Origin of the sequence: Frateuria edaphi, from assembly GCF_021117405.1 — a bacterium.
GTDB classification, from domain to species: Bacteria; Pseudomonadota; Gammaproteobacteria; order Xanthomonadales; family Rhodanobacteraceae; genus Frateuria_A; species Frateuria_A edaphi.
On record NZ_CP088251.1, the window covers coordinates 3136677 to 3157869 of the forward strand.

General features: G+C 68.7%; 20 protein-coding genes. 15 read left to right on the forward strand and 5 right to left on the reverse strand.

The annotated features are described in order from the left end of the window. Positions 1-133: 133 nt before the first annotated feature. Together groL and groES are read right to left on the reverse strand one after the other, a co-directional pair. Positions 134-1783, reverse strand: coding sequence for a chaperonin GroEL (groL, locus tag LQ772_RS14635; RefSeq protein WP_231321787.1), 1650 nt, complete (start codon positions 1781-1783; stop codon positions 134-136). A gap of 59 nt (positions 1784-1842) precedes the next feature. Then, on the reverse strand, positions 1843-2136 hold the full coding sequence (gene groES, locus LQ772_RS14640; RefSeq protein WP_231321790.1) for a co-chaperone GroES: 294 nt from the start codon (positions 2134-2136) through the stop codon (positions 1843-1845). Positions 2137-2501: 365 nt separating this feature from the next. Between groES and cutA the strand changes: the two genes are divergently transcribed. From cutA to purH, 11 genes are all read left to right on the forward strand, one after another. Then, positions 2502-2843, forward strand: a complete 342-nt coding sequence (cutA, locus tag LQ772_RS14645; RefSeq protein ID WP_231321791.1) for a divalent-cation tolerance protein CutA — start codon at positions 2502-2504, stop codon at positions 2841-2843. Positions 2844-2900: 57 nt separating this feature from the next. Then, the gene (locus tag LQ772_RS14650; protein ID WP_231321793.1) at positions 2901-3797 is read left to right on the forward strand and encodes a DMT family transporter; all 897 of its coding nucleotides are present in this window, start codon (positions 2901-2903) and stop codon (positions 3795-3797) included. Between the two features lie 73 nt (positions 3798-3870). Next, positions 3871-6057 (forward strand): protein-disulfide reductase DsbD family protein, encoded by a 2187-nt coding sequence (locus LQ772_RS14655; protein WP_231321794.1) that lies wholly within the window; start codon positions 3871-3873, stop codon positions 6055-6057. Between the two features lies 1 nt (position 6058). Beyond that, on the forward strand, positions 6059-6586 hold the full coding sequence (locus LQ772_RS14660; RefSeq protein WP_231321795.1) for a TlpA family protein disulfide reductase: 528 nt from the start codon (positions 6059-6061) through the stop codon (positions 6584-6586). Positions 6587-6807: 221 nt separating this feature from the next. After that, positions 6808-7251 (forward strand): type II 3-dehydroquinate dehydratase, encoded by a 444-nt coding sequence (gene aroQ, locus LQ772_RS14665; RefSeq protein WP_231321796.1) that lies wholly within the window; start codon positions 6808-6810, stop codon positions 7249-7251. Positions 7252-7310: 59 nt separating this feature from the next. Next, positions 7311-7772 (forward strand): acetyl-CoA carboxylase biotin carboxyl carrier protein, encoded by a 462-nt coding sequence (gene accB, locus LQ772_RS14670; RefSeq protein ID WP_231321797.1) that lies wholly within the window; start codon positions 7311-7313, stop codon positions 7770-7772. An 18-nt stretch (positions 7773-7790) separates the two neighbouring features. Further along, on the forward strand, positions 7791-9158 hold the full coding sequence (gene accC / locus LQ772_RS14675) for an acetyl-CoA carboxylase biotin carboxylase subunit (protein ID WP_231321798.1): 1368 nt from the start codon (positions 7791-7793) through the stop codon (positions 9156-9158). Positions 9159-9318: 160 nt separating this feature from the next. Next, positions 9319-10215 carry a 50S ribosomal protein L11 methyltransferase gene (gene prmA, locus LQ772_RS14680; protein WP_231321799.1) on the forward strand — a complete coding sequence of 299 codons (897 nt, stop codon included), beginning with the start codon at positions 9319-9321 and terminating at the stop codon, positions 10213-10215. A 100-nt stretch (positions 10216-10315) separates the two neighbouring features. Continuing rightward, the gene (locus tag LQ772_RS14685) at positions 10316-11095 is read left to right on the forward strand and encodes a zinc-ribbon and DUF3426 domain-containing protein (RefSeq protein ID WP_231321800.1); all 780 of its coding nucleotides are present in this window, start codon (positions 10316-10318) and stop codon (positions 11093-11095) included. A gap of 159 nt (positions 11096-11254) precedes the next feature. Next, the gene (locus LQ772_RS14690) at positions 11255-11545 is read left to right on the forward strand and encodes a helix-turn-helix domain-containing protein (protein ID WP_231321802.1); all 291 of its coding nucleotides are present in this window, start codon (positions 11255-11257) and stop codon (positions 11543-11545) included. Between the two features lie 185 nt (positions 11546-11730). Next, positions 11731-13335 (forward strand): bifunctional phosphoribosylaminoimidazolecarboxamide formyltransferase/IMP cyclohydrolase, encoded by a 1605-nt coding sequence (gene purH, locus LQ772_RS14695; protein ID WP_231321803.1) that lies wholly within the window; start codon positions 11731-11733, stop codon positions 13333-13335. A gap of 122 nt (positions 13336-13457) precedes the next feature. Here the strand turns inward: purH and LQ772_RS14700 are convergent, their stop codons facing one another. After that, positions 13458-13742: a hypothetical protein gene (locus tag LQ772_RS14700; RefSeq protein ID WP_231321804.1), complete on the reverse strand. Its 285-nt coding sequence runs from the start codon at positions 13740-13742 to the stop codon at positions 13458-13460. A 78-nt stretch (positions 13743-13820) separates the two neighbouring features. Here LQ772_RS14700 and LQ772_RS14705 point away from each other — a divergent pair, with 78 nt between their 5' ends. Then, positions 13821-14534, forward strand: a complete 714-nt coding sequence (locus LQ772_RS14705; RefSeq protein WP_231321805.1) for a glutathione S-transferase — start codon at positions 13821-13823, stop codon at positions 14532-14534. 28 nt (positions 14535-14562) lie between these two features. Here LQ772_RS14705 and LQ772_RS14710 read toward each other — a convergent pair whose 3' ends face one another. Together LQ772_RS14710 and LQ772_RS14715 are read right to left on the reverse strand one after the other, a co-directional pair. Further along, on the reverse strand, positions 14563-14994 hold the full coding sequence (locus LQ772_RS14710; protein ID WP_231321806.1) for an EamA family transporter: 432 nt from the start codon (positions 14992-14994) through the stop codon (positions 14563-14565). 7 nt (positions 14995-15001) lie between these two features. After that, a complete protein-coding gene (locus tag LQ772_RS14715) occupies positions 15002-15463 on the reverse strand; it encodes a DUF2782 domain-containing protein (RefSeq protein WP_231321807.1) in 462 nt (153 codons plus the stop codon). A gap of 96 nt (positions 15464-15559) precedes the next feature. Here LQ772_RS14715 and polA point away from each other — a divergent pair, with 96 nt between their 5' ends. The 3 genes from polA to LQ772_RS14730 all read left to right on the forward strand — a co-directional run bounded on the left by polA (position 15560) and on the right by LQ772_RS14730 (position 21184). Next, positions 15560-18286, forward strand: a complete 2727-nt coding sequence (gene polA / locus LQ772_RS14720) for a DNA polymerase I (protein ID WP_231321808.1) — start codon at positions 15560-15562, stop codon at positions 18284-18286. A gap of 330 nt (positions 18287-18616) precedes the next feature. Continuing rightward, complete coding sequence (locus LQ772_RS14725) at positions 18617-18835, forward strand: hypothetical protein (RefSeq protein WP_231321809.1); 219 nt, start codon at positions 18617-18619, stop codon at positions 18833-18835. 57 nt (positions 18836-18892) lie between these two features. Next, a complete protein-coding gene (locus LQ772_RS14730) occupies positions 18893-21184 on the forward strand; it encodes a DNA helicase II (protein ID WP_231321810.1) in 2292 nt (763 codons plus the stop codon). Positions 21185-21193 lie beyond the last annotated feature (9 nt).

The window sequence follows — 21193 nt, forward strand, 5'->3', positions numbered from 1 at the left end:
ACGGTCGGAAGCCCAATCGCCCCAGGCGCGCGCGCCTTTGTCGCGGCAAGGTGCTCCCATGGCCCTTCGCCGGCACAAAAAGAAAACCCCGCGCGAGGCGGGGTTTTCCTGGGTACTGCGGTGAGCGTCGGACTTAGAAGTCCATGCCGCCCATGCCACCCATGCCGCCGCCCATGCCACCGGCGCCGCCGTGGCCTTCGTCCTTCTTCGGCAGTTCGGCCACGATCGCCTCGGTGGTGATCGCCAGGCCCGCGACCGACGAAGCGTGCTGCAGCGCGGTGCGGGTCACCTTGGTCGGGTCCAGGATGCCCATCTGCACCATGTCGCCGAACTCGCCGGTGGCCGCGTTGTAGCCGAAGTTGCCCGAGCCGTCCTTGACCTTGTTGAGGATCACGGAGGGCTCTTCGCCGGCGTTGGCGACGATCGCGCGCAGCGGCGCTTCCAGCGCGCGGCGGGTGATCGCGATGCCGAGGTTCTGGTCCTCGTTGTCACCCTTGAGGCCTTCGACGGCCTTGAGCGCACGGATCAGGGCGACGCCGCCGCCCGGCACCACGCCTTCCTCGACGGCCGCACGGGTCGCGTGCAGGGCGTCTTCGACGCGGGCCTTCTTCTCCTTCATCTCGACTTCGGTGGCGGCACCGACCTTGATGACGGCCACGCCGCCGGCCAGCTTGGCCACGCGCTCCTGCAGCTTCTCGCGGTCGTAATCGGAGGAGGTCTCCTCGATCTGCGCCTTGATCTGGCCGATGCGCGACTGGATGCGCTCGGCTTCGCCGGCGCCGTCGATGATCGTGGTGTTTTCCTTGGTGATCACCACGCGCTTGGCGCGGCCCAGATCGTTGATCGTGGCCTTTTCCAGCTGCAGGCCCACTTCCTCGGAGATCACCTGGCCGTTGGTCAGGATCGCGATGTCCTCGAGGATGGCCTTGCGGCGGTCACCGAAGCCCGGCGCCTTGACGGCGGCGACCTTGACGATGCCGCGGATCGTGTTGACCACCAGCGTGGCCAGCGCCTCGCCCTCGACTTCCTCGGCGACGATCAGCAGCGGCTTGCCGGCCTTGGCGACGGCCTCCAGCACGGGCAGCAGCTCGCGGACGTTCGACACCTTCTTGTCGTGGATCAGGATGTACGGGTCGTCCAGCTCGACCTGCTGGCTGGCCTGGTTGTTGATGAAGTACGGCGACAGGTAGCCGCGGTCGAACTGCATGCCCTCGACGACGTCCAGCTCGTTCTCCAGGCCCGAGCCTTCCTCGACCGTGATCACGCCTTCCTTGCCGACCTTCTTCATCGCAGTGGCGATGATGTCGCCGATGTTGGAATCGGAGTTGGCCGAGATGGTGCCGACCTGCGCGATCGCCTTGTCGTCGGCGGTCGGGTTGGAGAGCTTCTTCAGCTCGCCCACGGCCGCAATGACGGCCTTGTCGATGCCGCGCTTCAGATCCATCGGGTTCATGCCGGCGGCGACCGCCTTGAGGCCTTCCTGGATGAACGCCTGCGCCAGCACGGTGGCGGTGGTGGTGCCGTCACCGGCGACGTCGGAGGTCTTGGAAGCGGCTTCCTTGACGATCTGCGCGCCGAGGTTCTCGTACTTGTCGGCCAGCTCGATCTCCTTGGCGACGGACACGCCGTCCTTGGTGATCGTCGGGGCGCCGAAGCTCTTCTCGAGCACGACGTTGCGGCCCTTGGGACCCAGGGTGACCTTGACCGCGTTGGCCAGGGTGTTCACGCCCTTGAGGATGCGCGAGCGGGCGTCTTCGCCGAAGCGGACTTCTTTAGCTGCCATGTGTCTTTATCCTTCGAATTCGATGGGTAGATTGCGGAGAGTCGTGCGGGAGAGGCTGATCAGCCTTCGATCACCGCGACGATGTCGTCTTCCTTCAGGAAGACCAGCTCTTCGCCGTCGATCTTGATTTCCTGGCCGGCGTACTTGCCGAACAGCACGGTGTCGCCTTCCTTCAGGCTCATCGGACGGACGTTGCCGTCTTCGAGGATGCGGCCGGTGCCGGCGGCAATGACCTTGCCGCGGGTCGGCTTCTCGGTGGCGCTGTCGGGGATGACGATGCCGCCGGCGGAGACGCGCTCCTCTTCCAGGCGCTTGACGATGACGCGATCGTGCAGCGGACGCAGTTTGCTCATGGATGGGACTCCACAGTTCGGGTTGAAAGAAGGTGAGGATCACCGGGACGCTGTTAGCACTCGGTGATGGTGAGTGCCAATTCTAGCGACGCAGTCCGCCCCTGCAAGAGGGTGAAGCGCGATTGGCACAGCAGGTGGGGTGGTGCGGACAGGGTTTCAAGGGTTGCCGCCCACGGCCCGGGGCGCCGCCTCGCATTCGATGCCACGGCCGCCCCTTGCAAGTGCGCACCTGGACGCGACCGCCATGCCTGGCCTGCCATGCGGTTGCGCGCAGGTGCGCTCGGACAGCGCTTTCGGCAAACGGGAGGGACGCGGCGCCGTGCTCGAACCATCTCCGCGCAGGAGAGGGGCTACCATCTCGCGCCATGCCTGGCACCTCCGTCCTGCTCTGCTATTGCACCTGTCCCGACGCCGGCAGCGCCCAGCGCATCGCCGAGGCGCTGGTGGCCGAACGCCTGGCCGCCTGCGTGAACCGTCTGCCCGGCATTGCCTCGACCTACCGCTGGCAAGGCAAAATCACCACCGACAGCGAGCAGCTTCTGCTGATCAAGACGACGGACGCGCGCTTCGACGCCCTGCGCACGCGCCTGCTGGCGCTGCATCCGTACGACCTGCCCGAACTCATCGCCGTGCCCATCGAGCACGCCCATGCGCCTTACCTGGACTGGGTCCGCGACGCCACTGACGAGACAGCGCAAGACTGCTGACAACCCTTGTCAGTGGCATCCCGGCAAACTTGCCTTCCCCGTTGCCCGCTCTCCAAGATGAAGAAGATCGATCTTGCCGTCCTGCTGTCGCTGGGCGCCCTGTGGGGCGGCTCGTTCCTGTTCATGCGCATGGGCGCGGGCGCCTTCGGCGCGCTCCCGCTGGCCGGCCTGCGCGCCATCGGCGCGGCGCTGTGCTTCCTGCCGCTGCTGGCCTCGCGCCGGCGGCTGGCCGAATGGCGCGCCCATTGGTGGCCGATCGCCGTGGTCGGGCTGACCAACTCGGCGCTGCCCTTCCTGCTGTTCACCTTCGCCACGCGCAGCCTGCCAGCCGGCCTGGCCTCGATCATCGACGGCATGACGCCGATGTTCGCCGCGCTGATCGGCTGGCTGTGGCTGGGCCAGCGGCTGGATGCCTGGCGCGGCGCCGGGCTGGTAGCCGGATTTGCCGGGATCCTCTGGCTGGCCCAGGGCAGCCTCGCGTTGGCGCCGGGCGCGGGGCTCGCGCTGCTTGCCTGCATCGCGGCCACCGTGCTTTACGGCTACGCGGTGCACTACACCCACCTGCGCCTGGCGGGCGTCACGCCGCTGGTGGTGACGGTCGGCAGCCACATGGTCGCCGCGCTCGTGCTGCTGCCGACGACGGTGCTGGCCTGGCCGGACCAGGCGCCGCCGATGCAGGCGTGGCTGGCGGCCGCCGGACTGGCCGTGCTGTGCACCGCGCTGGCCTACGTGCTGTTTTTCTGGGTGCTGGCCCGGGTCGGTGCCGTGCGGATCATGGTGATCCCCTACCTGATCCCCGCCTTCGGCGTGCTGTGGGGCGCGCTGCTGCTGGACGAGCCGGTGACCGCGCGCATGGTCGGCGGCTGCGCGATCATCCTGCTGGGCACCGCGCTCACCACCGGATGGGTGCGTCCGCGCCGGGCCGGACCACCGCTGGCGGCCGAGGAGACATAAGGCCGCAACGCCGGCTGGCCAGGCGCGCGATGGGTCCATAATGGATTTCCTTCACCGCGCCGCTGGAGACGCGATGCGCCCGATGATCGGCCGCCTGGCCGCCCGCCTGCCGATGTTGCTGGTGCTGTTCTGCCTGGCCGCGCTGTCGCGTCCGTCGTTCGCGCAGGAAGAGGACGGCCTGCTGCCGGTCACCCAGGCCTACCGGCTCTCCACCGACACCTCCACTCCGGGCGTGCTCAAGCTGCACTGGGACATCGCGCCGGACTATTACCTCTACCGTGGCCGCATGAAGTTCAAGCCGGCCGATGGGGTGACCCTGGGCGAGGCGACGTTCCCGGACGGCGAGAAGCACCACGACGAATACCTGGGCGACGTGGAGATCTATCACCACACGATCGACGCCAGCGTGCCCTACACACTCGCGCCGGGCAGCACGCGGTTGCGGGTTGGCGTGCAGTTCCAGGGCTGCCACGAGGTCGATCCGAAGATCTGCTACCCGCCACATACCGAGCAACTGGACCTGCCGCTACCGGCGGGCACCGCCGCCAGCGGCGGCGGATCGCTCGGCGCCGCGCTGCAAAGCCTGGGCGCGACCCACGGCTCCTCCGGCAGCGATGCGCCATTGCCTGCCGAACAGGCCTTCAGGCTCGAAGCAGTGGCTCAGGATGCGCGCCACCTCCTGCTGCGCTGGTCGATGCCGCCCGGCTACTACCTTTACCGCGACCAGACCCGGCTGCAGCTGCGTGACGCCAAGGGCGTGGAGCTCACGCCGCAATGGCCGGCCGGCACGCGCAAGGATGATCCGCACTTCGGCAGCGTCACCGTCTACTTCAACGAACTGGACCTGCCGGTCACCGTCGCGGGTGACATCGGCGGCCGCACGCGCCTGGCGCTGGAAGCCAGCTTCCAGGGCTGCCAGGACGGCGGCCTGTGCTATCCGATGATGACGCGCGCGCTGGACGTCGAGCTCGGCGGCGCGCAACCCGCGACCGGCATGCCCACGGCCACCACGCCCGAGGCTCCGCCGGCCGCCGCCGGGCAAGGCCCGCTGCAAACCAGCCTGTGGCTAGCGCTGCTGCTTGCCCTTGGCGGCGGCCTGGTGCTCAACCTCATGCCGTGCGTGCTGCCGGTGCTGTCGATCAAGGCCGTCGGCCTGCTGGAGAGCGGCGAGAGCCCGGCCCGCGCGCGGGCCCATGCGATCGCCTACACCGCCGGCGTACTGGTGAGCTTCGTGGCACTGGGCCTGGGCATCCTCGCCCTGCGCTCGGCTGGCCATGCGTTGGGCTGGGGCACGCAGTTGCAGCAACCGCTGCTGGTCGGCGTGCTGGCGCTGGTCATGCTGGCGGTGGGCTTGTCGATGTCCGGGCTGGTGCAATTCGGCGCCTCGCTGGGCAATACCGGCGCCGGGCTCGCCTCGCGCGGCGGCATGGCCGGCGACTTCTTCACGGGCGTGCTGGCCGTGGTGGTGGCCAGTCCCTGCACGGCGCCGTTCATGGGCAGCGCACTGGCCTTTGCCTTCGCCGCGCCGGCCGCATACGCACTGCTGGTGTTCGTGGCGCTCGGTCTTGGCCTGGCGCTGCCGTTCCTGGCAGTCGGCTTCGTGCCCGCACTCGCGCGGCGGCTGCCACGGCCGGGTCGCTGGATGGAAACGCTCAAGCAGCTGCTCGCCTTCCCGATGTACCTCACGGCCGCCTGGCTGGCCTGGGTGCTCGCCAACCAGCGCGGCGCCGACGCGGTGGGCCTGCTGCTGGTCGCGGCAGTATTCCTGGCGCTAAGCCTGTGGTGGTTCGAGCGCAGCCGCGGTCGCGCCGGCCTGGTGCGCGCGCCGGTGCTGCTGGCGCTGCTGGCCACCGCGGTGCCGCTGTACGCGCTGGCCCGGCTGCCGCCGCCGGTGCGCGCGGCGCAGGCCGACACCGGCGTGGTTGCCTACAGTCCGCAAAAGCTCGCCGAGCTGCGCGCCGCGGGCACCCCGGTGTTCGTCGACATGACCGCCGACTGGTGTGTCACCTGCAAGGCCAACGAGCACACGGTGCTGGACACGGCCGCCTTCCGCGCGCTGCTGCAGCGCACCGGCGCGGTCTACATGAGGGGCGACTGGACCGACGTGAACCCCACCATTGCCGCCTTCCTGGAGCACTACCACTCGCCCGGCGTGCCGCTGTACGTGGTGTTCCCGCGCGGTGGCGGCGAAGGGCTCAAGCTGCCGACGGTGCTCACTTCCGGGCTGGTCGAACAAGCCCTGACCGAGGCGGCGCGCTGACATGATGACCCGCGCGAGCTGGCTGATCCTCGCCCTGGCGGTGCTCGCCGCCGCCGCCGGCGGCTGGCTGCAGCACGCTTCGCGCGAACGGCGCGGGGCGGACCTGGGCGGCCAGCCGGCCCCGGCCCTGCAACTGCCCGACCTGGACGGGCGCACGCATACCCTCGCCGACTTCACCGGTCGCCGCGTGCTGGTCAATTTCTGGGCCAGCTGGTGCGGCCCGTGCCTGAAAGAGATGCCGGCGCTGGCCGCGGCGCAGGCCCGCTTCGGCGGCGATCATCCGGTCGTGGTGGGCATCGCCATGGATACGCCGGAGAACGTGCGCGCCTACCTCGAGGCGTACCCGGTCAACTACCCGATCCTGATCGGCCGACTGGAGGACCCCGACAGCGCGCGCCAGCTGGGCGATCACGCCAGCGTGCTGCCTTACAGCGTGCTGCTCGATGCCGACGGCACGGTGCTGGCCAGCCATGCCGGCGTGCTGGATGCGGCGACGCTCGAGCGGTGGCTGGGCAAGCCAAACCCGTAGCAACGCGCGCTGTGCGCGACCGGGCGGTTCGATGCGTCAGGTAGCCGGCGGTCGCGCACAGGTGCGTTCCCGCAAAGGCTGGCGCACATACGGCCACGCACGGTTCGTGCGCCAGTTCTCCTTCAAACATCGCCGATCTGCGCCGAACTGGACAACATAAGTCGGGGCGCGCACACTTCGCTCCCTTGCCGGACCGCTCCGGCTGGCTGCCAAGGTGCCGCGTGGCGAAACTGCTGGTCCTGCACGGGCCCAACCTCAACCTGCTGGGCTCGCGCGAGCCGGAGGTCTACGGGCGTGACACGCTCGCGGACGTCGACGCGCGGCTCGCACAGCAGGCGCGGGTGGCCGGGCATGAACTGGAGAGTTACCAGTCCAACGCCGAGCACGCCCTGGTCGAGCGCGTGCAACAGGCGCGCTCGGAGGGAGTCGACTGGATCCTGATCAACCCGGCCGCGTTCACCCACACCAGCATCGCGCTGCGGGACGCCCTGGCGGCGGTGGCGATCCCGTTCATCGAGGTGCACCTGTCCAACGTGCACGCACGCGAACCGTTCCGCCGGCACTCCTACCTGTCGGACCTGGCGGTGGGCGTGATCTGCGGCTTCGGTGCGAACAGTTACTCGCTTGCGCTCGAGGCCGCCCTTCAGCGGCTCGCGCCGGCCTGATTTTTTTCTTTAAAGACCCGACCGGCCGCCCGCGCGGCCCCGAACAAGAAGGCACTCCCATGGATCTGCGCAAGATCAAGAAGCTGATCGACCTGCTCGAGGAATCCAACCTCGCGGAACTGGAAATCAAGGAAGGCGAGGAAGTCGTGCGCCTCTCGCGCGTGCCGACCGGCGGCATGGCCGTCGCCGCTCCGGTGGCACTGCAGGCGGCACCGGTCGCCGCTCCCGCGCCGGCCGCCGCACCCGTTGCCGCGGACGCCGCGCCCGCCGCCAACGCGCTGCCCGACGGCCACGTCGTGAAGGCGCCGATGGTAGGCACCTTCTATGCCTCGGCCACCCCGGGCGCGGCCGCCTTCGTCAAGGTCGGCCAGCAGGTCAAGGCTGGCGAGACGCTGGGCATCATCGAGGCGATGAAGATGTTCAACCAGATCGAGGCCGACGTCGCCGGCACCGTGCAGGCGATCCTCGTCGAGAACGGGCAGCCGGTCGAATTCGACCAGCCGATGTTCGTGATTGCCTGATCCGGCGGGACTTATCCGATGCTAGAAAAAGTCGTTATTGCCAACCGCGGCGAGATCGCGCTGCGCGTACTGCGCGCGTGCCACAGCCTCGGCATCAAGACGGTCGCGGTGCATTCCACCGCCGATCGCAACCTCAAGCACGTGGGCCTGGCGGACGAGGCGATCTGCATCGGCCCGGCGCCCTCGGTCGACAGCTACCTCAACATCCCGCGCATCATCGCGGCGGCCGAGATCACCGACGCGCAGGCGATCCATCCCGGTTACGGCTTCCTTTCCGAGCGTGCCGATTTCGCCGAACAGGTGGAGCAGTCCGGCTTCATCTTCATCGGCCCGACCGCCGACGTGATCCGCCTGATGGGCGACAAGGTCGAGGCGATCAAGGCGATGAAGGCCGCCGGCGTGCCGTGCGTGCCGGGCTCCGGTGGCCCGCTGGGCGACAACACCGACGAGAACATCCGCATCGCGCGCGAGATCGGTTACCCGGTGATCATCAAGGCCGCCGGCGGCGGCGGCGGCCGCGGCATGCGCGTGGTGCGCACCGAGGCGCACCTGGCCAACGCGATCACCATGACCAAGCAGGAGGCCAAGGCGGCCTTCGGCAACGACATGGTGTACATGGAAAAATTCCTGGAGAACCCGCGCCACGTGGAGATCCAGGTGCTGGCCGACGGCCAGGGCAACGCGATCCACCTGGGCGAGCGCGACTGCTCGATGCAGCGCCGCCACCAGAAGGTGGTCGAGGAAGCGCCGGCGCCGGGCATCACGCCGGAACTGCGTGCGCAGATCGGCAAGGTCTGCGTGGAAGCCTGCCTGCGCATCGGCTACCGCGGCGCCGGCACGTTCGAGTTCCTGTTCGAGAACGGCCGCTTCTACTTCATCGAAATGAATACCCGCATCCAGGTCGAACACCCGGTGACCGAGTTCATCACCGGCATCGACCTGGTGCGCGAGCAGTTGCTGATCGCCGGCGGCGAGAAGCTCTCGATCCGGCAGGAAGACGTGCAGATCCGCGGCCATGCCATCGAGTGCCGCATCAACGCCGAGGATCCGGACACGTTCATGCCCAGCCCCGGCACGGTCAAGCGCTTCGAGGCGCCCGGCGGCCCGGGCGTGCGCGTGGACACGCACCTGTACGACGGCTACCGCATCCCGCCCAACTACGATTCGATGATCGGCAAGCTGATCGTCTACGGCCCCGACCGCGACACCGCGATCTGCCGCATGCGCCTGGCCCTGGCCGAGACGGTGATCGAAGGCGTCAAGTGCAACGTCCCGCTGCAGCAGCGCATCATGGCCGACGCCGGCTTCCAGCACGGCGGCCAGAACATCCATTACCTGGAAAAGCGGATGGCCGAACAGAAGGAACCGAAGGCCAGCGGCGAGTAATCCACGCGAGCGTCACGGAACCAGCGACCTCGCAACCGCAGCGTCATTCCCGCGGAAGCGGGAATCCATTTCGACCCTTGCCACATCGAAGCAGGATGGATTCCCGCCTTTGCGGGAATGACGCCGTGGTGTGTTGAAGGTAACCAGCAAGAACACCCTCATGCCCTTCCTCGAACTCGCCCTCACCCTCCGCGCCGAGCAGCAGCCGCGCGTGGAGGAAGCCCTGGAAGACCTCGGCGCCCTGTCGATCACCCTGCGCGATGCCGATGCCGAAACGCCCGACGAGAAGGCGATCTTCGAGCCGGGCGTGGGCGAGCTGCCGTTGTGGCCCACGCTCACGCTGGACGCGCTGTTCGAGGCCGGCACCGACCGCCGCGGCCTGGTCGAGGCGCTGGGCGAACTGCTGCCGTGGCTCGAACCCGACCAGCTAGCCTTCCGCGACGTCGCGGACGAGGACTGGGAACGCGCATGGATGGACCAGTTCAAGCCGATGCCGTTCGGTCGGCGGCTGTGGATCTACCCGTGGAACATCGAGCCGCCCGCCGACCAGGACATCGTGGTCGTGCGTCTGGACCCCGGCCTGGCCTTCGGCAGTGGCACCCATCCGACCACCGCGCTGTGCCTGGAGTGGCTCGACCACCTCGATCTGGCCGGCAAGCAGGTCATCGACTACGGCTGCGGCTCGGGCATCCTCGCCATCGCCGCGCTCAAGCTCGGCGCTGCCGCCGCGACCGGCGTCGACAATGACCCGCAGGCGCTGACCGCCTCCAACGACAACGCCGAGCGTAATGGCGTGGCCGACCGGCTCGCCGTGTTCCTGCCCGGCGAGGAACCGAAGGCGCCGGCCGACGTCTTCGTCGCCAACATCCTGGCCGGCCCGCTCGCCGAGCTCGCCCCCACGTTCGCCGCCGCCTGCAAGAGCGGCGCGCCCTTCGCCATCTCCGGCATCCTGGCCGGCCAGCAGGACGAACTGCTGGCGCGCTACGCCGAATGGTTCGACGACCTGCGCGTGGACGCGCGCGAGGACTGGATCCGCATCAGCGGCCACCGCCGCTGAGCCGCAATCTCCTGTAGGAGCGCTGCAGCCCACGCGCAACGTGCGCCCACGCACACGCTCCACTCCGACAAACGCCGGCTTTCCCTTTACTCTTGCCGGCATGTACACCCAGTGCCCCGACTGCCGCACGGTCTTCTCGCTCGACGCGAGCGTGCTGGCGCATGCGCGCGGGGCGGTGATCTGCGGCAATTGCGAAACGCTGTTCGACGCACTGGACACGCTCGCCGACCAGTTGCCGCCCGAACCCTTCCGGCAGCTCCCGGGCACCACGCGCTCCGAAGAAGCGCCCAAGCTCGACGTGGCGATCTACCGTCCGCGCGAGGACGTGCCCGTGGCCGCCGTCGAACCGGCGCCGGCGGCGCCCGCGTTCACCCCGCGCTTCGTCAACGATCGGCGCGCCCCGCGCCAGCGCCCGCGACGCTGGCCGTGGCTGCTGACCTGCACGCTGCTGGCGCTGTTGCTGGCGGCGCAGGTGGCCTGGGCCAAGCGCGACGTGTTGATCGCAAACCCGTCCATCGGCGCGTGGTTGCGCCAGGCCTGCGCCTCGCTGGGCTGCCGGCTGCCGCTGGTTCGCGACGTGCATCGCCTGCACCTGGTCGCGCGCGACGTGCAGGCGCATCCCAGCGTGCCCGGCGCGTTGATGATCAGCGCCACCGTCCGCAACGACGCACCGTTCGCGCAGCCCTACCCGGTGGTTTCGCTCACGCTCTCCGACGCCGATGGCCACCGCGTGGCGATGCGCCGCCTGCACCCGTCCGAATACCTGGACGATGACGCGGTGCTGCGCGCAGGCCTGGCGCCTGGCGCCAGCGCTGCGCTGTTGATCGAGGTCGCCGACCCCGGCAATCGCGCGGTCGCATTCGAATTCGGTTTCGAATGAAACGAAAAGCCACGGGCGCCAGCACTTAATTTTATCGGCCGTCGCCGGTACACTCGCCCCTTCGCGCATGCGCTCATCGCATGCCAAGCGCGCCATGCCGGCGAGATCCACCACCACCCTTGCAGCGGCCCACGCAGCCGCCGCGTCGCTCGTGAGGTATTGCCTGTGAACGCCGTCCGATTGCCTGTCAACGAGGCCATCCGGGAGCCCCAGTCGTCGCAGAGCGCGCTGGGCGAGTGCGTCAGCCGTACCGTGCGCCGTTACCTGGCCGACATCGGCGATACCGAATGCGACGAAGGCCTGCACGCACTGGTGATCCGCGAAGTCGAAGGACCGCTGCTGCGCGAAGTGCTGGCGTTCCACGATGGCAACCAGAGCCGCGCCGCGGCCGTGCTGGGCATCAACCGCGCCACGCTGCGCAAGAAGCTGGCCGCGCACGGCCTGCTGTAGTTCCCTTGTTCCCTGTGGGAGCCCACATGTGGGGCGTCGCCGTGGGGGAATCGCGCAAAGGGTATCGCCCGCAAGTGGTCTTACACGAAGACCCGTTCGTGTGCTTTTGGACGTTTGGCCGTCCAAAACGACACGCCATCCCGGCCGCGTTATAATCGGCGGCTTCCCCTACCCTGGAAGCCGCCATGCCCGCCGTCACCCCGATCCGCCGCGCCCTGCTCAGCGTCTCCGACAAGACCGGGCTGATCGACCTCGGCCGGCGTCTCGCCGCGAAGGGCGTGCAACTGCTTTCCACCGGGGGCAGCGCCAAGGCGCTGCGGGACGCCGGCATCGCGGTGACCGATGTCAGCGAGCTGACCGGCTTCCCCGAGATCATGGACGGCCGCGTCAAGACGCTGCACCCGAAGGTGCATGGCGGCTTGCTCGGCCGGCGCGGCACCGACGACGCGGTGATGGCCGAACTCGGCATCGCGCCGATCGACCTGCTGGTGCTCAACCTCTATCCGTTCGAGCAGACCGTCGCCAAGCCCGGTTGCACGCTGGAACAGGCGATCGAGAACATCGACATCGGCGGGCCGGCGATGCTGCGCTCGGCGGCGAAGAACTGGGCCGACGTGGCCGTGCTGACCGCGCCGGAACAGTACGAGGACGCGCTCGCCGAGATCGAGCGCGACGGCGGCCTCTCACGCGCCAGCCGCTTCAAGCTGGCGGTGGCCGCGTTCAACCGCGTTTCCGACTACGACGGCGCGATCAGCGACTATCTCTCGGGCCTCAAGCTCAACGAGGCGCACGACGCCATTGCCGGTCATGAAACCTTCGGCGGCCAGGCCAACGGCCGCTTCGTCAAGCTCATGGACCTGCGCTATGGCGAGAATCCGCACCAGAGCGCCGCGTTCTACCGCGACCTGTATCCGGCACCGGGCACGCTCGCGACTTTCCGCCAGTTGCAGGGGAAGGAACTGTCGTTCAACAACATTGCCGACGCCGATGCTGCGTGGGAGTGCGTGCGCAGCTTCGTCAAGCCGGCCTGCGTGATCGTCAAGCACGCCAACCCGTGCGGCGTGGCGGTGAGCCTGGACGGCATCGGCAAGGCCTACGACCTTGCGTTCCAGACCGATCCCACTTCGGCCTTCGGCGGCATCATCGCGTTCAACCGCCCGGTCGACGGCGCCACCGCACGCGCCATCGTCGAGCGCCAGTTCGTTGAGGTGGTGCTGGCGCCGGGTTATGCCGAGGAGGCACTGAAGGCGTTCGCCAGGAAGGGCAACGTGCGCGTGCTGGAAATCCCGCCCCCCGCGGACGGCGACCTGCGCGCCCCGCACCCGGGCGTGAACGTCAAGCGCGTGGGCTCCGGCCTTCTGATCCAGACGGCCGACACCGGCATGATCGGCGCCGCCGACCTCAAGGTGGTCACGAAGCGTGCGCCCACGCCCGAGCAGATCGACGACCTGATCTTTGCGTGGAAGGTCGCCAAGTTCGTCAAGTCCAACGCCATCGTCTACGCGAAGCACCGCCAGACCATCGGCATCGGCGCCGGCCAGATGAGCCGCGTGTACAGCGCGAAGATCGCCGGCATCAAGGCGGCCGACGAGAAGCTCGAAGTGCGCGGATCGGTGATGGCGTCGGACGCCTTCTTCCCGTTCCGCGACGGCATCGACGCTGCGGCCGAGGCGGGCATCGCGGCGGTGATCCAGCCCGGCGGCTCGATGCGCGATGCCGAGGTCATCGCTGCGGCGGACGAGCACGACATGGCAATGGTGTTCACCGGCATGCGGCACTTCCGCCACTAAAGTCCGGAACCCTTTTCCCGCCAAAAAAAGTTTCTGGGTGGGGGTCCGGACGGAGCGCGTTCCGCGGCGAGATCGAACCCTCATCCCCTCGCTGCGCGCACTCCCCGCGCACGCGGAAGGGACTATACGAAGCGCCGCACCAGCCGTCGCCACTCCTGCTCGGGAGCATCGTTGCAGAACGGCAGCCCGGCCCGCCCGTACCAGTAGCGGGCATTGTCCAGGTCGCCTTCGAGCCGGTGCACGTGCGCGTGGATCGCGGCGGCGCCGGGGTCATCCAGCAACTGCACCAGATGGTGCGCACGCTCGGGCTCGCCGTGGCCCAGCCACCACAGCGCCTGCAGATGGTCGGACAGGCCGGCGGGCGGCATCCCGCCGGCAAGCGACGCTTCGAACCGGGCCTGATCCATACGGTCGCCGATTGTGCGCCCTCACGGCGCCTTGTGGTGTCGATTGCGAGGCTTGCCCGGTTACGCGGAGGCCAAGCCATGACCTACGAGCTTTACTACTGGACCGGCATCCAGGGGCGCGGCGAGTTCGTCCGCCTCGCGCTGGAAGATGCCGGTGCGGACTACATCGACGTCGCCCGCCATCGCGGCGATGCGGTGATGGATCCCTTCCTCAGCGGCGGGAGCACCGAAGATGCGCTGCCCTTCGCCCCACCCTTCCTGCGCGCCGGCCACCTGCTGATCGCGCAGACCGCCGCCATCCTGGGCTACCTGGGCCAGCACCTGCGGCTGGTGCCCGAGGGCGAGGCGCGGCGCATCTACGCCAACCAGCTGCAGCTGACCATCACCGACCTGGTGGCCGAGATCCACGACAGCCACCATCCCATCGCCGCCAGCCTCTATTACGAGGACCAGCGGCGCGAAGCCCAGCGCCGCGCCGCCGACCTGCGCAAGCACCGGCTGCCGAAGTACCTGGGCTATTTCGAGCAGGTGCTGGCGCGTTCGGATGGCCGCCACGCACTGGGTGAACATTCGTATGTCGACCTGTCGCTGTTCCAGCTGATCGCCGGTCTGGACTACGCATTCCCCAACGCCATGCGCGGCCTGCGCAAGGACCTGCCGCGCCTGTGCGCGCTGGCCCAAGAGATTGCGCAACGCCCGCGCATCGCCGCCTACCTTGCCTCGCCGCGACGCCCGCCGTTCAACGAGCAGGGCATCTTCCGCCACTATCCCGAGCTGGATGACCAAGCTTGAGGGCCTGGCGGGCTGAAGCCCGCCATCCTCAGAACAACGCGATGACGACTGCACCGGCGACGATCAGCCCGCCACCGACCAGCACCGGCAGGCTGGGTCTCTCGCCCAGGAACACCAGCCCCAGCACGATCACCATTGCCACGCTGAGCTTGTCGATCGGCGCGACCTTGCTCACCGGTCCGAGTTGCAGCGCGCGGTAGTAGCAAAGCCACGAAAGGCCGGTGGCCACGCCCGAGAGGACCAGGAACATCCAGCTGTGCCAGGGCAGTCCCGCCGGACGCGCCCACTCGCCGCGCAGGCTCAGGATGCCGGCGGTGACGGCGAGGATCACCAGCGTGCGGATGAAGGTGGCCAGGTTTGAGTTGATCCCGGCGACGCCGAGCTTGCCGAACAGCGCGGTGAGGGCGGCGAAGAACGCCGAGCCCAGCGCGAACAGCAGCCAGCTCTGGCGCAGGTCCATGGCCGGGTCAGTCGCCCGTGGAGGACGCCGGCGCGGGCTTGGACTTGCCCCACTCCAGGATCTTGTACATCACCGGGCGCGTGGGCTTCTGGCCGTGCTCGTCGACCAGCCGGCCGCTCGGGTCGACCATGTAGGTCTGCGCGATGCCGTTCGGCGGCGTGACCACCACCATGTAGAGCTGGCCGTTGCGACGGTACTCCTGCACCACGTTCTCGCCCTGCTGGTGCACGCTGACCTCGGGCATCGGCTCGCCGGACCGGATCGGCGCGGGCTTGCGCGGCAGCAGCGAGGTACTGCCCGGCGCCGGGGTCGCGGCCGGCTTCTGGGGCGGCGCCGGCACGGTCGCCTTGACGCCCGGATCGTTCATCCCCGGCGGCGGCGGCACGTTCACCGGCGGCGGCGTGGTCTGGGCAAAAGCAGGCGCGGCCAGGAGCGCGGGGACGAGGACGAGCGCGGCGGAAAGCTTCATGGCTTCGGGTCCGGGGAAATGTGCCGCGAGCATAGCAGCGGCCCTGGCGCGGCCCGGTGAACCGCGACCTCATGGCACGCATGCGAGAATGGGCGGATGGCACAGCTCATCCTGATCGACGGCTCCTCCTACCTCTACCGCGCCTTCCATGCGCTGCCGCCGCTGACCAACGCGCGCGGCGAAGCGACCGGCGCACTGTTCGGCGTGGTCAACATGCTGCGCGCGACGCTGAAAGCGCAGCCGGAGTACCTGGCCTTCGTCTGCGACGCGCCCGGGCGCACGTTCCGCGACGAGATCTATGCCGAATACAAGGCCAACCGCGCGGCGATGCCGGACGACCTGCGCGCGCAGGTCGAACCGATGATGGCGATCGTTGGCGCGCTGGGTTTCCCGATCCTGTGCGTCCCCGGCGTGGAGGCCGACGACGTGATCGGCACGCTGGCGCTGGCGGCCGCGGCGCAGGGCATCGACGTGACGATCTCCACCGGCGACAAGGACCTGGCCCAGCTGGTCGGCCCGCACGTGAAGCTGGTCAACACGATGACCAGCACCACGCTGGATATCGCCGGCGTCACCGACAAGTTCGGCGTGCCGCCGGAGCGCATCGTCGATTTCCTCAGCCTCACCGGCGACAGCATCGACAACGTGCCCGGCGTGACCAAGTGCGGCCCGAAGACCGCGGCCAAGTGGCTGGCCGAGTACGGCTCGCTGGACGGCGTGATCGCCAACGCCGACAAGATCGGGGGCAAGATCGGCGAGTACCTGCGCGAAGCGCTGCCCAAGCTGCCGCTGTCGCGTGAGCTGGTCACCATCCGCACCGATCTCGAACTCGAGCACGGCCCGACCGACCTCACCCTGCGCGATCGCGAAACGGCCACGTTGCGCGAGCTGTTCACCCGCTACGAATTCAAGGCCGCACTCAGGGAACTGGATGCCGAAACGCTCGGCGAACCGGGTCCCGCGCCCGCCCCGCAGGCCGCTCCCGCGCCGGCCACGCCGCCGCCGGCTGCCGCGAAACCCGGCGACTACGAGCTGGTCACCTCGCCCGAACGCTTCGAGCACTGGCTGCACAAGCTGCGCGAGGCGCCGCTGATCGCCTTCGACACCGAAACCAGCGACATCGACGCCATGCGTGCCGAGCTGATCGGCCTGTCCTTCGCGGTGGAGTCCGGCAAGGCCTGCTACATCCCGGTCGCGCACGACTATCCCGGCGCGCCCTGGCAACTGGATCGCGACCAGGTGCTGCATGCGGTCAAGCCGCTGTTCGAGGATCCGGCGCGGCCGAAGCTCGGCCAGCACGCGAAGTACGACATCAACGTGCTGTCGCACTACGGCATCGGCGTGCAGGGGCTGAAGCACGATTCGATGCTGGCCTCCTACATCTGGAACGCCACCGCCACGCGCCACGACATGGACTCGCTGGCCAGCCGCTACCTCCACTACCAGACGATCAAATACGAGGACGTCGCCGGCAAGGGCGCCAAGCAGATCCCGTTTTCGCAGGTCGACCTGGACACTGCCTGCCGCTACGCCGCCGAGGACGCCGACATCACCCTGCGGCTGCACGAGGCGCTGCAGCCGATGCTCGATACCGTGCCGGCGCTTAAGCGTGTCTACGAGGAAATCGAGGTGCCGCTGGCGCCGATCCTCGCCGGCATGGAACGCAAGGGCGTGCTGATCGACGTCGACGAACTGCGCAAGCAGAGCCAGGAACTGGGCAAGCGCATGCACGAGCTGCAGCAGCAGGCCTACGCGGAGGCCGGCTGCGCGTTCAGCCTGGACTCGCCCAAGCAGCTGCAGGCGATCCTGTTCGACCAGCTCGGCCTGCGCGCGAAGCTCAAGACCCCCAAGGGCCAGCCCTCGACCAACGAGGAGGCACTGGAGGCGATCGCCGACGACCATGCGCTGCCGCGGCTGATCCTCGATTACCGCGGCCTGGCCAAGCTGCGTTCGACCTATACCGACAAGCTGGCGCAGATGGTCAACCCACGCACCGGCCGCGTGCACACCTGCTACCACCAGGCCGCGGTGGCGACCGGGCGCATTTCCTCTTCCGATCCGAACCTGCAGAACATCCCGGTGCGTACCGACGAGGGCCGGCGCATCCGTGCCGCCTTCATCGCGCCGCCGGGCTGGCTGGTGATGGCGGCCGACTACTCCCAGATCGAGCTGCGCATCATGGCGCACCTGTCCGGCGACGAAGCGTTGCTGCGCGCCTTCAAGAGCGGCGGCGACGTGCACCGCGCCACCGCCGCCGAAGTGTTCGGTGTCGCACCGGAGGACATCACGCTCAACCAGCGTCGCGCGGCCAAGGCGATCAACTTCGGCCTGATGTACGGCATGAGCGCGTTCGGCCTGGCGCGGCAGCTGGGCATCGACCGCGGCGAGGCGAGCGACTACATGGCGCGCTACTTCTCGCGCTTCGCCGGCGTGCGCGCCTTCATGGACGCCACCCGCGAGCAGGCCCATCGCGACGGCTACGTGGAAACCATCTTCGGGCGGCGGCTGTACCTGGAAAACCTCAAGGCCCGCAACCAGGCGCTGCGTTCCGGCGCCGAGCGGGCCGCCGTGAACGCGCCGATGCAGGGGAGCGCGGCGGACATCATCAAGCGCGCGATGATCGCCATGGGTTCCTATCTCTGCGACCGCACCGATGCGCACATGCTGATGCAGGTGCACGACGAACTGGTGTTCGAGGTGCAGGAAGACGCCGTGGACACGATGCGCCAGGCCGTGATCGAGCACATGTCGGGCGCCGCCGAGCTGGCCGTGCCGCTGGTGGTGGACGTGGGCGTCGGGGCGAACTGGGAGCAGGCGCACTAGCGCACTGCTTTCGAACTCACCCCAGCCCTCTGTCCACACGGAAGCGGGAGCAGGATCTTGCGAATGAACGAACCCTGACCTGTTCCGGCTCTCGCGGGCGGGCTCCTTGAAACTTTCCTACCCCGGACGCATCCAATGTTCCGGATGCACGCAACGGCATCCGCCGGCCCGTCCACCTCCCTGAGCGGGCCACCAGGATGCGAACCTCTCCCCTGGGCTTCGCATCCATCCCCGGCCCCGAAGGTTCCCCCTAGCCTTCGGGGCTTTTTTTCGCCCGTTCACGGCCGCGCCCGCTAAGATCGGTCCGAACTCAACCGAGGAGGGCGGCTCATGCGTGCAGGACTCATCATCGTCGGCATCATCCTGTTGGTCGCGGGCATCTGGGTGACCTTGGGCAACGGCAGCTACTCGCAGACCGATACCGTGGCCCAGCTGGGGCCGGCCAAGATCTCGGCCACGCACGAGAAAGCGGTGCCGCAGTGGGTGGGCATCGCGGGCATCGTGGTCGGTGGCCTGCTCACCATCGGCGGTTTCGTCAAGAAAAGGTAAGGCCGTGGCGCGCCGCGTTCGCGCGGCGCGCCTGGCAGGCGCCGGTACAATGGGTCGATGGATGTTTCGTACCTGATCGACTCGTTGAACGACGCGCAGCGTGAAGCCGTCTGCGCCCCGCCCGGCCACTACCTGGTGCTGGCCGGCGCCGGCTCCGGCAAGACCCGCGTATTGACCCACCGCATCGGCTGGCTGACCCAGGTCGAGCGCGTGCCGCCGTGGGCCATCCTGGCCGTCACCTTCACCAACAAGGCCGCCGGCGAGATGCGCGCGCGGCTCGATTCGCTGATCCCCGGCGGCACCACCGGCCTCACCGTCGGCACCTTCCACGGCATCGCCCACCGCCTGCTGCGTCGGCACTGGCGCGAGGCCGGGCTGCCGGAAGGCTTCCAGATCCTCGACGCCGACGACCAGCAACGGCTGGTCAAGCGCGTCGTCGCGGGCCTGGGACTGGACGAGGCCAAGTTCCCGCCGCGCCAGGCGACCTGGCAGATCAATGGCTGGAAGGACGAGGGCAAGCGCCCGGACGCCATCGAGCACGGCAACCACCCGGTCACCCGCACGCTGGTGCAGATCTACCAGGCCTACGAAGAGGCCTGCCGTCGCGCCGGCCTGGTCGACTTCGCCGAACTGCTGCTGCGCGCGCACGAGCTGTGGCTGAAGAACCCCGCCGTGCTCGAGCATTACCAGCAGCGCTGGCGGCACCTGCTGATCGATGAATTCCAGGACACCAACGCGCTGCAGTACGCGTGGATCCGCGTGCTCGCGGGAAATGTCGGCAAGGTGTTCGCGGTGGGCGACGACGACCAGTCGATCTACGGCTGGCGCGGCGCCAAGGTGGAGAACATGCAGCAGTTCCTGCGTGACTTCCCCGGCGCGCGCACGATCAAGCTGGAGCAGAACTACCGCTCGACGGCCACGATCCTGAAAGCCGCCAACAGCGTGATCGCGCGCAATGGCGGGCGCCTGGGCAAGCAGTTGTGGACGGCGGGCGAGGACGGCGAGCGCATTGCGCTCTACGCCGCCTACAACGAACAGGACGAAGCGCGCTTCGTGATCGAGCGCATCCGCGAATACGTCAACGAGCACGGCAGCGCGAAGGACTGCGCGATCCTGTACCGCTCCAACGCGCAGTCACGCAACTTCGAGGAACAGCTCAGCCAGCGCAGCATTCCCTACCGGGTCTACGGCGGCCTGCGCTTCTTCGAGCGCGCAGAGATCAAGGACGCGCTCGCCTATCTGCGCCTGACCGCCAACCGCCACGACGACGCGGCCTTCGAGCGCGCGGTGAACACCCCGCCGCGCGGCATCGGCGACCGCACGCTGGACGTGCTGCGCAGGCGTGCGCGGGCCGAAGGCAGTTCGATGTGGGAGGCGGCGCTGGGCGAGTTGACCGATGGGCGCGAGCTGGCCGGCCGCGCGAAGAACGCGGTGAAAGCCTTCCTGGCGCTGATCGACCAGATGGCCAGGGACTTCGCTCCCTCTCCCGTGCGGGGAGATGGCTGGGGCGAGGGGTCGAGCTTGCCGGAAGCCCCCGCTCCGGACAGCCCCTCACCCAACCCTTTCCCCGGAGGGGACAGGGCTCAGGATCCCGCAGGCCTTACCCTCGCCGAGCAGATGGACCACGCCATCACCCACACCGGCCTGCGCGACCACTACGAAAAGGACAGCCGCGGCAACGGCGAAGCGCGCGTGGAAAACCTGGACGAGCTGGTCAACGTCGCCAGCCGCTTCGCGATGACGCCCGAGGACGTCGAGGCCGGCCTCACCGAACTGTCCGCCTTCCTCTCCCACGCCGCGCTCGAGGCCGGCGAGGGCCAGGGCGAGGCCTGGGACGACTGCGTGCAGCTGATGACGCTGCACTCGGCCAAGGGGCTGGAGTTCCCGCTGGTGTTCCTGGTCGGCATGGAAGAAGGCCTGTTTCCCAGCCAGCGTTCGACCGAGGACGAGAGCCGGCTGGAGGAGGAGCGCCGCCTGGCCTACGTCGGCATCACCCGCGCGCGCGAACGGCTGGTGGTCACCCACGCCGAATCGCGCCGCATGCATGGCACCGAGATGCTCGCCCGCCCCTCGCGCTTCCTGGCCGAGATGCCGCCCGAACTGGTCGACGAAGTGCGCCCGCGCGTGCAGGTCAGCCGGCCGATGTACGCCGGCCGCTACACCGAGACGACCTCGCTGCAGGAAGACCTGCCGGTCAAGCTCGGCCAGCGCGTCAGCCACCCGAGCTTTGGCGAGGGCGTGGTGGTCAGCGCCGAAGGCAGCGGCGCGCACACCCGGCTGCAGGTCAATTTTGCGGGCAGCGGCAGCAAGTGGCTGGTCGCTGCCTACGCCAACCTCACGCCGCTGTAGGCCGGATCG